This window comes from Gemmatimonadota bacterium, from assembly GCA_016713785.1.
In the GTDB taxonomy this organism is placed as follows: Bacteria; Gemmatimonadota; Gemmatimonadetes; order Gemmatimonadales; family GWC2-71-9; genus JADJOM01.
Window position 1 is genome coordinate 450,497 of sequence record JADJOM010000001.1, and the last position, 11,563, is coordinate 462,059.

General features: G+C 73.0%; 14 protein-coding genes. 2 read left to right on the forward strand and 12 right to left on the reverse strand.

Features of this window, described 5'->3' with window-relative positions:
* From IPJ95_01950 to ffh, 6 genes are all read right to left on the reverse strand, one after another.
* Positions 1 to 672: a ribonuclease HII gene (locus IPJ95_01950; GenBank protein ID MBK7922376.1), complete on the reverse strand. Its 672-nt coding sequence runs from the start codon at positions 670 to 672 to the stop codon at positions 1 to 3.
* A 1-nt stretch (position 673) separates the two neighbouring features.
* Entirely contained in the window at positions 674 to 1,033 is a 360-nt protein-coding gene (gene rplS / locus IPJ95_01955) for a 50S ribosomal protein L19 (protein MBK7922377.1), read from the reverse strand.
* Between the two features lie 28 nt (positions 1,034 to 1,061).
* Positions 1,062 to 1,757, reverse strand: coding sequence for a tRNA (guanosine(37)-N1)-methyltransferase TrmD (trmD, locus tag IPJ95_01960; protein MBK7922378.1), 696 nt, complete (start codon positions 1,755 to 1,757; stop codon positions 1,062 to 1,064).
* Positions 1,757 to 2,290, reverse strand: a complete 534-nt coding sequence (gene rimM, locus IPJ95_01965; GenBank protein MBK7922379.1) for a 16S rRNA processing protein RimM — start codon at positions 2,288 to 2,290, stop codon at positions 1,757 to 1,759. The genes trmD and rimM overlap by 1 nt, the downstream gene beginning before the upstream one ends.
* Positions 2,287 to 2,550 (reverse strand): 30S ribosomal protein S16, encoded by a 264-nt coding sequence (gene rpsP, locus IPJ95_01970; protein MBK7922380.1) that lies wholly within the window; start codon positions 2,548 to 2,550, stop codon positions 2,287 to 2,289. Before rpsP ends, rimM begins: the two co-directional genes overlap by 4 nt.
* 80 nt (positions 2,551 to 2,630) lie before the next feature.
* Positions 2,631 to 3,968, reverse strand: a complete 1,338-nt coding sequence (gene ffh / locus IPJ95_01975) for a signal recognition particle protein (protein ID MBK7922381.1) — start codon at positions 3,966 to 3,968, stop codon at positions 2,631 to 2,633.
* A 149-nt stretch (positions 3,969 to 4,117) separates the two neighbouring features.
* On the opposite strand from ffh, the gene IPJ95_01980 reads away from it, so the two are divergent.
* A complete protein-coding gene (locus IPJ95_01980) occupies positions 4,118 to 4,366 on the forward strand; it encodes a hypothetical protein (protein ID MBK7922382.1) in 249 nt (82 codons plus the stop codon).
* Here the strand turns inward: IPJ95_01980 and IPJ95_01985 are convergent.
* From IPJ95_01985 to IPJ95_01995, 3 genes are read right to left on the reverse strand one after another with little or no spacing between them, the layout of a single operon-like run.
* Positions 4,360 to 5,589, reverse strand: coding sequence for a hypothetical protein (locus IPJ95_01985; protein ID MBK7922383.1), 1,230 nt, complete (start codon positions 5,587 to 5,589; stop codon positions 4,360 to 4,362). The genes IPJ95_01980 and IPJ95_01985 overlap by 7 nt on opposite strands.
* Positions 5,590 to 5,600: 11 nt before the next feature.
* Positions 5,601 to 6,854, reverse strand: a complete 1,254-nt coding sequence (locus tag IPJ95_01990) for a prepilin peptidase (protein MBK7922384.1) — start codon at positions 6,852 to 6,854, stop codon at positions 5,601 to 5,603.
* Complete coding sequence (locus IPJ95_01995) at positions 6,844 to 7,608, reverse strand: RNA methyltransferase (protein MBK7922385.1); 765 nt, start codon at positions 7,606 to 7,608, stop codon at positions 6,844 to 6,846. Before IPJ95_01995 ends, IPJ95_01990 begins: the two co-directional genes overlap by 11 nt.
* Before the next feature lie 18 nt (positions 7,609 to 7,626).
* Between IPJ95_01995 and thiD the strand changes: the two genes are divergently transcribed.
* Positions 7,627 to 8,421 (forward strand): bifunctional hydroxymethylpyrimidine kinase/phosphomethylpyrimidine kinase, encoded by a 795-nt coding sequence (gene thiD / locus IPJ95_02000; GenBank protein MBK7922386.1) that lies wholly within the window; start codon positions 7,627 to 7,629, stop codon positions 8,419 to 8,421.
* Here thiD and IPJ95_02005 read toward each other — a convergent pair.
* From IPJ95_02005 to add, 3 genes are read right to left on the reverse strand one after another with little or no spacing between them, the layout of a single operon-like run.
* On the reverse strand, positions 8,418 to 9,236 hold the full coding sequence (locus tag IPJ95_02005) for a purine-nucleoside phosphorylase (GenBank protein ID MBK7922387.1): 819 nt from the start codon (positions 9,234 to 9,236) through the stop codon (positions 8,418 to 8,420). The two genes, thiD and IPJ95_02005, sit on opposite strands and share 4 nt — an antisense overlap.
* Positions 9,236 to 10,537 carry a NupC/NupG family nucleoside CNT transporter gene (locus tag IPJ95_02010; protein ID MBK7922388.1) on the reverse strand — a complete coding sequence of 434 codons (1,302 nt, stop codon included), beginning with the start codon at positions 10,535 to 10,537 and terminating at the stop codon, positions 9,236 to 9,238. The genes IPJ95_02005 and IPJ95_02010 overlap by 1 nt, the downstream gene beginning before the upstream one ends.
* A complete protein-coding gene (gene add, locus IPJ95_02015; protein MBK7922389.1) occupies positions 10,537 to 11,562 on the reverse strand; it encodes an adenosine deaminase in 1,026 nt (341 codons plus the stop codon). The genes IPJ95_02010 and add overlap by 1 nt, the downstream gene beginning before the upstream one ends.
* Between the last annotated feature and the right edge of the window lies 1 nt (position 11,563).

Genomic DNA, 11,563 nt, shown 5'->3' on the forward strand with positions numbered 1-11,563 from the left:
TCAGACGTCGAACGTGAACTGGGACACCGGCGCGAAGCTGCGCCGGTGGTGGACGGTGGGTCCGTGGCGGGCGATCGCCGCGCAGTGCTGCGCGGTGCCGTAGCCGGCGTTGGTCTCCCACCCGAAGCCTGGGTGGCGGAGGGCCAGCCGGCGCATCAGGCCATCGCGGACTTCCTTGGCCAGGATGCCGGCGGCGGCGATTGTATAGCAGAGGGCGTCGCCGTCGACCAGCGCCTCGTGCGCAAAGCCGGCCTCGGGCAGGGGCAGGCCGTCGATCAGCACCTGGTAACCGGTGACCCCGGCCTCAAGCGCCCCGCCGCGGAAGCTCGCCGCGCGCACCGCCCGGGCCACGGCACGGTGCATGGCCAGCGCGGTGGCCCGGCGGATATTGAGCCGGTCGATCTCCCGCACACTCGCCGCCGCCAGCGCCAGCACCAGGGCGGAGCGCCGCAGGTCGGGCGCGAGCGCGGCGCGCTGGCGGGCGGAGAGGGTCTTGCTGTCGCGGACGCCGCGCACCGGCGTGGCCCATGGGGGAAAGGCGATGGCCGCGGCCACCACTGGACCAGCCAGGGGACCGCGGCCGACTTCATCCACGCCAACCAGCAGCGCCCGCCCGGCCCAAGCCGCTTCCTCGCGTGCGAGGGACGGCAGCGTCGGCGCGCGCGGGGGCATCTCAGCCCTGGGTCACGTTCTCACGCTTCTCGCGGATGCGCGCGGCCTTGCCGCTCACCTTCCGGAGGTAGTACAGCTTGGCGCGGCGCACGCGACCGCGGCGGACCACGTCGATCGACGCGATGCTCGGGCTGTGCAGCGGGAACACCCGCTCCACGCCGACGCCGGCGCTGACCTTGCGGACCCGGAAGGTCTCGTTGATCCCGCCGCCCCGCTTGCCCATGCACAGGCCCTCGAAGGCCTGCAGCCGTTCCTTGTCGCCTTCGCGCACCCGGACCATCACCTTGATGGTGTCGCCCGGCCCGAACGCCGGGATATCCGTCCTGAGCCCTTCGCGGGCCACCGCCGCCATCCGATCCATTGCTTCCTCCTGGTATCAACCCGCGCGCCTAGTGGTGGCGCGCCTCGTAGTCCGCCCACAGGTCCGGCCGCCGCTCCCGCGTCAGGCGCTCGGCTTCCGCCTGGCGCCACGCCGCGATGTCCGCATGGTTGCCGGACAGCAGCACGTCCGGCACCGTCTGGCCCCCGTACGCCACGGGCCGGGTATAGCTCGGCGGGCTCAGCAGCCCGTCGTAGTGCGAATCGCCCGCGGCGGACTCGTGGTCCCCGAGCACGCCGGGGAGCAGCCGGACCACCGCATCGATGATGCACAGCGCCGCCGGCTCCCCGCCCGAGAGGATGAAGTCCCCGAGGGACAGCTCCTCGGTGGCCAGGCCGTCGGCCACGCGCTGGTCCACGTCCTTGTAGTGCCCGCAGAGCAACGTCAGCCGACTGGCCAGCGAGAGCCGCACCGCGTCCGCGTGACCGAAGCGCCGCCCCCGCGCCGACAGCAGCACCACCGGTCCCGCCCGGTCAGCCGGCTCGAGGGCGCCCACCGCCTCGAAGAACGGCTCCGGCTTGAGGACCATCCCGGCGCCGCCCCCGTAGGGGTAGTCGTCCACGGTCCGGTGCCGGTCGTGGGTGAAGTCCCGGAGCTGCACCAGCCGGTACTCCACCCGCCCCGCCGCCGCCGCGCGCCCCGGGATGCTGGCGCCGAGGTAGGGGGCCAGGGCCTCCGGGAAGAGCGTCACGACGTTGATGCGCATCAGTCGAGCAGGCCCTCCGGCAGCACCACCACCAGCAGCCGCTCCTCGCGCCGCACCTCGCGCACGAACTCCTTGATGAACGGCAGCAGAAACTCGCGCTTCGGCCCCTGGATCTCGAGGGTGATCCCGCTGGGCAGTTCCAGCAGCCCCGAGACCAGCCCATACGCCGTGCCGTCCTCGTCCCGGACCGCGAAGCCTTCCAGCTCGTGGAGGTAGACCTCGCCCTCCGCGGGCGGGGTGAGTTCCTCGGCCGGGGCGCCCAGGAACTGGCCGCGCCACTGCCCCATCAGGTCCAGGTTGTCCACCCCGCGGAACTTGACCAGCCACTCACGGTGATAGCCCCGGCTGCGCTCCACCACGACCGGCTCGCCCAGCACCGCGCCGTCCAGTCCCAGCCGCACCAGCTGCCGCCCGGGCACGAAGACCACCTCGGGTTCGGCCGTGAGGGGGAAGATCGCGAACTCCCCCTTGAGGCCGTGCGGCTTGCGGAGCCGACCCACCGCGAGGTAGCGGGGGCGGTCCGGCTGGCTCACGCCTTCGCGGCGGCGAGCACGCCCGCGCGCTCGAGCAGCGCGCGCACGGTGTCGGTCGGGGTCGCGCCCTTCGCGATCCAGGCCTTCGCCGCCTCGGTGTCGAGCTTCACCTTGTCCTGGGCCTGCTCGGCCCGCGGATCGTAGGTGCCGAGCGCCGCGACGAAGCGGCCGTCCCGCGGCGCATCCTTGTCCGCGACGACGATCCGGTACAGCGGGATGCCCTTCCGGCCGACCCGGCGGAGACGAATCTTGGTTGCCATGCTGAACCTGTCCTCTGAGAACTAGTCCGCGCGCACCGCGGTGCGCACCACCGATGCGCGACGATTCGCGCGACCCTGCATCACATCCCGAACATGCCCGGGCCCTTGCCGAAGGGCATCTTGAGCCCCTTCCCGCCCGACTTCATCAGCTTCTGCATCGCCTTGAACTGGTTCAGCAGCTGATTGACTTCCTGCACCGTGCGCCCGGACCCCTTCGCGATCCGGAGCCGCCGCGAGCCGTTGATCAGGTCGGGGTCGGACCGCTCCCGGGCGGTCATCGAGAGCACGATCGCCTCGACATGCTTGATCCGCTTCTCGTCCAGGTTGGCCCCCTGCAGCATCTGCGGGCTCACGCCCGGCAGCATGCCCAGCACGTTCTTGAGGGGCCCCATCTTCTGCATCTGCTTCATGGCGGTCAGGAAGTCCTGGAGGTCCAGGCCCTTCTTCGACACCGCCTTCCGGGCCAGCTTCTCCGCCTCGGCCGCGTCGACCGTGGCCTGGGCCCGCTCCACCAGCGTGAGGATGTCCCCCTTCTGGAGGATCCGTCCCGCCAGGCGGTCCGGGCGGAAGGGCTCGAGCTGGTCGAGCTTCTCCCCGAGACCCAAGTACTTGATCGGCGCCCTGGTGACCCCGTAAATGGAGAGGGCCGCGCCACCCCGCGCGTCGCCGTCCATCTTGGTCAGGATCACGCCGGTGACACCGAGCGCCTCGTGGAAGCCGCTGGCGATGCGCACCGCGTCCTGACCGGTCATGCCGTCCGCCACGAGCAGGATCTCGTGCGGCTTGACGGCCGCCTTGAGCGCCTTGAGCTCGTCCATCATCTCGGCGTCGATCTGCAGCCGGCCCGCGGTGTCCACCAGGACGGTGCGGGCCCGCGCCTTCGAGGCCTCGACGATGCCGCGCTTCACGATGCCGGTCACGTCGGTCACGCCCGGCTCGGCGTGGCACCCCACCTCGACCTGCCGGGCCAGCGTGACCAGCTGGTCCACGGCGGCGGGCCGGTACACATCGGCCGCCACCAGGTACGGCGCCTTCTGCTCCAGCTTGAGCCGCTTGGCCAGCTTGCCGGCGGTGGTCGTCTTGCCGGAACCCTGCAGGCCCACCAGCAGCACGATCGTGGGCGGTACCGACGCAAAGGCGATCGGCGCCTGCTTCTCGCCAAGCAGCGTGACCAGCTCATCGTAGACGATCTTGACCAGCTGGTCCCCGGGGCGCACGGCCTTGAGGAGCTGGGTCCCGATCGCCTGCTGTTCGACCCGCTCCAGGAAGGCCCGCGTCAGGTCGAAGCTGACATCGGCTTCGAGGAGGACGCGACGAATCTCGCGGAGGCCGTCCTTGACCGCCTCCTCGGTAAGAACGCCGCGCCCAGTGAGTTTGGAGAGCGCGGCGGTGAGTTTGGCGGACAGCTCATCGAACATAAGCCCCGGAAAATAGAGGGGTTAGGCCCGTTCGGCAAGGCCGGGGGGGTGGGGGGAGTGGCGTCGGGGCGTACCGTCCCGCGTCGGAAGGTTGACGGTCGGGTGACCGGATTCCGGTATGGTCGGGCAACCCCAACCATGGAGCCATGATGCGCCCACTGACCGCGGCCCCCTCCGAGGGCCCGCCCCGCGACCAGGTCGCCCTCCGGGTGGCCGATGCCCTCGCCGACGCGGTGGCCCGGGGGCCGGGAGCGGCCCTGCGCACCGCCCGCAGCCTGACCGACGACGAGCTCCGCCTGGGGCTCGACTTCGTCAGCACCGTCCTCGAGGTGGCGTCCGGGTCGGCCCGGGCGATGGCCGCGGTGCTGGCCGAGCGATCACCCGGTCCGGTTCACTGAACCGGGACGATCTCCGCCGTGGCCGGCTGCTTCCAACCGGCCCAGCCGTCCGGGGCCAGGATCACCCGGGAGGCGGGCCGGCCACCAAGCTCGAGCGGGATCACTTCGAGCCGGTAGCCCAGGCGGCGCCGGGACTCCAGCCGCTGCCCGGTGGTCCCCAGGAACCGGGCCCGGTTCACCGGCTCGTCCCAGACCTGGTACCAGACCAGGGCCGCGCCCTCGGGCGTCTCGTAGACCCGGAACCGGTCGCCGCCCCAGCCCGGCGCGAGTGCGGTCTGGATCTCGGCCGTCGGGGCAAGGCCCGCGAGCTCGGCCCCGAGCACGCGGAGGTCGAACTCGCCCATGGTGTCCTCGTACAGCGGCGGCGCGTCCCCGGGCAGGAAGCGCAGGGTCAGCGGCTGGTCGCCCTGGCCGTAGCGGTGCGGGTTGATGATCTGCTCGGTCGAGACCGGCATCCGCTTCCCGAAGGGGAGCGTATCGCGCAGCTCGGACCCGTACCACCAGCGCAGGAAGTCCGCCCCCGCGAGGTACGGGAAGATCAGCCCCTCGCGCAGGATGCGCGGCGCCTTGCTGAACACCGGCATGGCGCCCTGCTGGGCGCGGATCCGCTCCCGCGACGCCTCCCACATGTCCGGCATGGCGAAGAGGTTCTGGTCGGGGACCATCACCTGCAGCCCCACCAGGGTGGCCTGGCCCTCGAGCAGCGCCTGCGCCGCCATCAGCCGGTCGTTGTCGTCGACCTGCTCCATGATGGAGTCGAGCCGCAGGTACTGGTGCTGCAGCGCGTGCACCAGCTCATGCGCCACCACGGCGCGCAGCACGGTGCCGTCGGCGTTGGCCACCACGAACAGGGCGGTGGAATCCGGCTCGTAGTAGCCGACGATCTGCTCGGTGAACAGGTCGAGCAGCAGCGCGCGCAGGTCCAGGGTGTCGGGCAGCAGGCCCAGCAGGCGGTAGGCGGCCTGCATGCCGCGGGCCTTCTCGGCCGAGAATTCCTGGTCGAGCTTGGCGAGGACGTAGCTGCGGACCTGGTCCCGGCTCCGGACCGTGGCGTGCGGCGGCGTCTTGAACCGGAGCCCGGCGGCCTTCTCCACCGCGGGGACCAGGCTGTCCACCATGCGAGCCAGGGTCTCGTCGGTCTGGCCCGGCGGGCGCCCCCGGCAGCCGCCGAGACCAGCCGCGAGCAGCAGGCAGAACGTGGGCAGGGTGCGGCGCAGGCGCACGGGGACGTTCCTCAACGGTAGATGGAAAGCCAGGCGGTGACCCGGTCCGGCCCCAGCACAAAGGCCACCAGCCCCGCGGCGAGGGCGAGCGACACGCCGAAGGGGAGGTACTGCAGCTGCCGCAGCTCCGCCGTGGTCATCGTCTCGAGGGGATCGGGGTCGGGCGGCGCCGCGTCGGCCCGGACCCCGCGGGCCACGAGGTGCAGGACCACGGTGCCGCCAACCAGGAGGGACGCGACCACCAGCACCGCCTGCCCGGTGGACCAGCCGGCGGCCGCGAGCAGCGGCAGGAACACGGCCGAGACGCCGAAGCCGTAGTGGTACCACCCTTCGACCAGCGGCACGGGACGCAGGAAGAACGAGGCGACGGTGAAGCAGATGAAGCCGAGCCCCAGGCCGGCCAGCATGCCGCCGAGCGCCGACCAGAGGGTTCCGCTCCACAGCAGGCTGGCCGGCACGACCCCGGCCAGCACCACGCCAAGCAGGGCGAGGTCACGGCGCCGACTGGGCTCGCTCGCGGCAACACCGGGCGGGAGGTCGGCGGGCACGATCGTGGGGTCGGCGGGCGTGGGGTCGGCAGGCGCCGCGGGGGGAGCGGGCGCGCGCCGGCTGCGCAGCGCCAGTTCCAGTACCAGCCCCACGACGGCCCCGAGAAACACGGTGGCCAGCACCGCCTCCCAGCCCAGGTACCCCCCGACCATGGCGAGCATGGCCACGTCCCCGCCACCCATGGCCTCGCGGCGCAGCACCAGGCGGCCGAGCAGCCCCACGAAATAGAGGAGTCCCGCCCCGACGCACGCGCCGAACACCGCGCCGGCGAGGCCGGCGGGCGCCACCACGAACGCGAGCGCGAGCCCCACGGCGAGGCCGCCGAAGGTGAACTCATGGGGGATGATGAAGTCGCGCGCGTCGGTCATGGCGATGCCAAGCAGGAGCGTGGCAAACACCGCGAACCGGACCGCCTCCGCCGTGGGCCCGTAGCGCCACCCCATCCAGGCCCAGAGCAGGGCGGTGGCGCATTCGACGAGCGGATACTGGGCGGAGATCGCCGTCTGGCAGCGGCGGCAGCGGCCGCGGAGCAGCAGCCAGGACACCACGGGGATGTTGTCATACCAGACGATCAGCTCGTGGCAGCCCGGGCAGCGCGACCGGGGACGCACGACCGACTCGTCACGGGGCCAGCGCAGGATGCAGACGTTCAGGAAGCTGCCCAGCATCGCGCCGACGAGGCCGGCCACCAGGGTGGTGAACAGCTCAAGAGTCACGCGCCACCTCGTACAGGAGGATTCCCGCGGCCACCGCCACGTTGAGCGACTCGACGCCCGCGGCCAGTGGCACGGCCACCGAGCGGTCGGCGGCGACCGTGAGTTCCGGCCGGACCCCGGCGCCCTCGTTCCCGAGCACCAGCGCCACCGGCCCGTCGCGGACGATGCCGCGCACCGGGGTGCCATCCGCCGCCGTGGTCCAGAGCGAGAGGCCCACCCCGCGGGCCCAGGCGATGCACGCCTCGGTGGTGCAGTGCAGGGCCGGCAGGCGGAACAGTGCGCCCATGCTGCCGCGCAGCGCCTTGGGGCTGGCCAGGTCGGCGGTGCCGGGGAGCGCCAGCAGGGCGCAGGCCCCGAGGCCGAGCGCGGTGCGGGCCAGGGCGCCGACGTTGCCGGGGTCCTGCACCCCGTCGAGCACCAGCACCACCCCCCGCGGCCCGGGAACGATAGTCTCGAGGGACCAGACGCGGGGCGCCACCACCGCCACCACGCCCTGCGGTTGCTCGGTCTCCGCGAGCTGGGCGAGGAGGTCGTCGTCGACCACCTCGAGCGGCACGCCGGCGGACTGCAGCCGATGCTTGAGCGCCGTGCCGCGGGGTGTACCTTCCAGCGCCGGCGCCACCGCGGCGCCCTGGACTTCCACGCCGGCCGCGAGCGCCTCCTCCAGCAGGCGCACGCCCTCGGCGAGGGTCAGGCCGCGACGCTCCCGCGCCCGGCGGCGATGCAGGTCCCGGATGGTACTGATGAGCGACACGCGTCCCCTGGCCTCTCCATGAAGATCGCACTGACCATCGCAGGCTCGGACTCCGGCGGCGGCGCCGGGATCCAGGCCGACCTCAAGACCTTCCAGCAGTTCGGCGTCTTCGGCACCAGCGCCATCACCGCGCTGACGGCGCAGAATACCCTGGGCGTGCGCGCCGTGCATCCCGCGCCGGACGCCATCGTCGAGGCCCAGCTGGCGGCGCTCGCGGAGGACCTGCCGCCGGCCGCGCTCAAGAGCGGGATGCTGGCGACAGCCCCGCTGGTCCGGCTGGTGGCCACCGCCATCCGGCGGCAGGGCTGGCGGGAGTATGTCCTCGACCCCGTGATGGTCGCCACCTCGGGCGACCGCCTGCTGGATCCGGTGGCGGAAGCGGTGGTCCGGGACGCCCTGCTGCCCCTCGCCACCCTGGTGACACCCAACCTCGACGAGGCGACCATCCTCACCGGCGCGCCGGTGCGCACCGTGGCCGACATGGAGCTGGCGGGGTGGCGGCTGCTGGCGCTGGGCGCCCGGAACGCCCTGGTCAAGGGCGGGCACCTCGACGGTGGCACGATGACCGACGTGCTGGTCACGCCGGCCGGGGTGCGGCATTTCACGCGGCCCCGGATCGACACCCGCTCCACCCACGGGACCGGCTGCACCCTTTCCGCCGCGATTACCGCCGGCCTGGCGCTGGGCCGCCCGCTGGAGCGGGCCGTGGCCGACGGGCTCGAGTACGTCCACCAGGCCCTGCGCACCGCGCCCGGGCTGGGCGGCGGACACGGCCCGCTCAACCATCGCGTCCCCGCCCCGCCAGCCGACTAGCGCCGGGCCACCACCCCCGTCACCAGCCGCACCAGCCCCTCGCCGGCGGCCTCGGCCGCGGCCATCACCTCGGCATGGGTGAGCGGCGTGGCGCCGATGCCCGAGGCCCAGTTGGTGATCACGCTGATTCCCAGTACCGCCACCCCCGCCGCGCGCGCCGCCACCACCTCCGGCACCGTCGACATCCCGACCGCGTCGGCCCCGAGCCGTTCGAGCATCCGGATCTCCGCCGGGGTCTCGTAGCTCGGGCCCAGCACGCCGGCGTACACCCCCTCCGCGAGCGCGATCCGCTCCGCCCGGGCCACCGCCCGCGCCAGCTGGCGCAGCGCGGGGTCGAAGGGCGCCGACATGTCGGGGAAGCGGGACTCCCCGTCACGCCGGGGGCCGATGAGCGGGTTGCGGAAGGTGAGGTTCACCTGGTCGGCCAGCAGCATGAGGCTGCCGGGGGACATGGTCCGCCGGATGCCGCCCGCAGCGTTGGTGAGGATCAGGGTCCGGACGCCGAGCGCCGCGAACACCCGCGCCGGGAGGGCGAGGGCGGGCGCCGCGTGACCCTCATAGGCGTGGAACCGCCCGCTCTGGCAGACCACCTGGCACCCCGCGAGCTGGCCCAGGACCAGCTCGCCGGCGTGCCCGGCCACGGCCGCCGCCGGGAATCCGGGCACGTCGCGGTAGGCACGCCGGCGGGCGGCCGTCAGCGCCTCGGTGAGCCGGCCCAGCCCCGAGCCGAGGATGATGGCGATCTCGGGCCGCGCGCCGTCGAGCCAGGGGTCGAGCGCATCGACCGCGGCCGCCACCGGGTCGAGCCCGCGCATCAGGCGAGCATCCCCGCGATGGCGGCCGAGGTGAAGGCGGCGAGATTGCCGGCGACCATGGCGCGCAGCCCGAACCGCGCGATCTCCGAGCGGCGCTCGGGAGCCAGGCCACCGATCCCGCCGATCTGGATGGCGATGGAACCGAGGTTGGCAAAGCCGAGCAGGGCGTAGGTGAGGATCAGCGCGCTGCGCGGCGCGAGCACCATGCCGGCACCGAGGTCGCGGCCGAACTGGGCGTAGGCGACGAATTCGTTGAGCACCGTCTTGAGGCCGATCAGTCCACCGACGTAGGCGGTATCCCGCCAGGGGACGCCCAACACCCAGGCCACCGGGCGCAGCAACTGGCCGAGGATGGCGGGCAGGCTGAGCCCGGGCAGCCCCACCGCGGCGCCGACGCCGCCAAGCAGCGCGTTGAGCAGCGCCACCAGCGCCACGAAGGCGATTAGCACCGCCGCGACGTTGATCGCCAGCTGCACCCCCTGCAGCGCGCCGGCGGCGGCGGCGTCAATGATGTTGGCATCGGTGCGCGGCAGGTGGATGCCGGTCGCCTCGCGGGTGCGTGGCTCGCCGGTCTCGGGCTCCATGATCTTGGCGAGGTAGAGGCCGGCGGGGGCGTTCATGACGCTCGCGGCGAGCAGGTGCCCGGCGATGTTCGGGAACAGGCCGGAGAGCATCCCGATGTAGGCCGCCATCACCCCGCCAGCCACGGTGGCGAAGCCGCCGACCATCACGGCGAAGAGCTCGGACGGGGTGAAGTCGCGCACGAATGGCTTGACCAGGAGCGGCGCCTCGGTCTGGCCGAGGAAGATATTGCCCGAGGCCGAGAGCGTCTCGGCCCCGCTGGTCCGCAGGGTCCGCTGCATGACCCACGCGAGGCCCTTGACCACCAGCTGCATCACGCCGAGGTGGTAGAGCACCGACATGAGGGCCGAGAAGAAGATGATGGTGGGCAGCACGCTGAAGGCCAGGAACGCGGGCTGGTCCACCAGGTCACCGAAGACGAACCGCGCCCCCTCGCGGGTGAAGCCGATCAGGCGGTTGAAGCCCTGCCCCGCCACGTCGAACGCCTCGCGGCCGGCGCCGGTCTTGAGCACCACCACGCCGAAGAGGAACTGGAGCAGCAGGCCCGCCGCGACCAGCCGCCAGCGGACGCGGCCGCGATTGGAGGAGAGGAGCAGCGCGGCCCCGATCATGGCCGCCACGCCGACCACCCCGATCAACCGCTCCCCGAGCGGCAGCTGGAGCCCCGACTCGAGCTCGGCCAGGCGCGCCGCGGCGGCCTGGACCGCGAGCAGCGGCATCACTCCCAGCCCGCCACGGCGGGCACCAGTTCCGCGCCCAGCGCGCGGCGCTCGGGGAGCGGCAGGAAGGCGGCGTCGATCGCGGTGTAGACCAGCTGCCGGATCTCGCGCGCCGACAGGCCGAAGGTCGCGGTGGCGAGCGCGTACTCGCCGGAGAGCGTCACGTCGCTCATGAGCCAGTTGTCGGAGCAGAGGGTCACGGCGAGCCCCTGGTCGAGAAAGCGCCGGAGCGGGTGCGCCTGGAGCGACGGCACCGCGCGGGTCTGCCGGTTGGAGGTGAGGCAGAGCTCGAGCGGGATCTGCCGGTCGCGGACGTACGCGGTCAGCTCGGGGTCCTCGAGCAGGTGCGTCCCATGGCCGATGCGGGCCGCGCGGCAGTCGTGGATCGCCTCGGCGATCGACGCCGGCCCGGCCGCCTCGCCGGCGTGGACCGTGATGCCGAGCCCGCCACGGGCGGCGATCTCGAAGGCGTGCCGGTGCGGTGCGGCCGGCTGGCCCGCCTCGCCCCCGGCGATGTCGAACCCGACCACTCCCTGCCGCCGGTGGCGCACCGAGGCCTCCGCGATCGCCTCGGACTGGGAGGGATGCAGGTGGCGCAGGGTGCAGTTGACGATCCCCGCGCGGACCCCGGTCTCCGCCTCGCCGCGCGCCAGGCCGCGCCGCTCCGCGAGGATCACCTCATCAAGCGACATCCCGCCCGCGAGGCTGAGCGCGGGGCAGTAGCGAATTTCCAGGTAGCGGACGCCGTCAGCCGCGGCGTCACAGACCATTTCGTAGGCCACCCGCTCCAGCGCCTCCGGCGTCTGCAGCACCGGGATGGTCAGGTCGAACCGCTCGAGATAGGCCACGAGGCTGTCGGCATCCTCGGTGCGCATGTGGCGGCGCAGGGTCTCGGGATCCTGGCTGGGCAGCGGTGACCGCGCCGCCGCGGCGAGCGCGATCAGCGTCGCCGGCCGGAGCGAGCCGTCGAGGTGGACGTGTAGCTCCACTTTGGGCAGCCGCACGAACCGCGCGGAGCCTGCCATC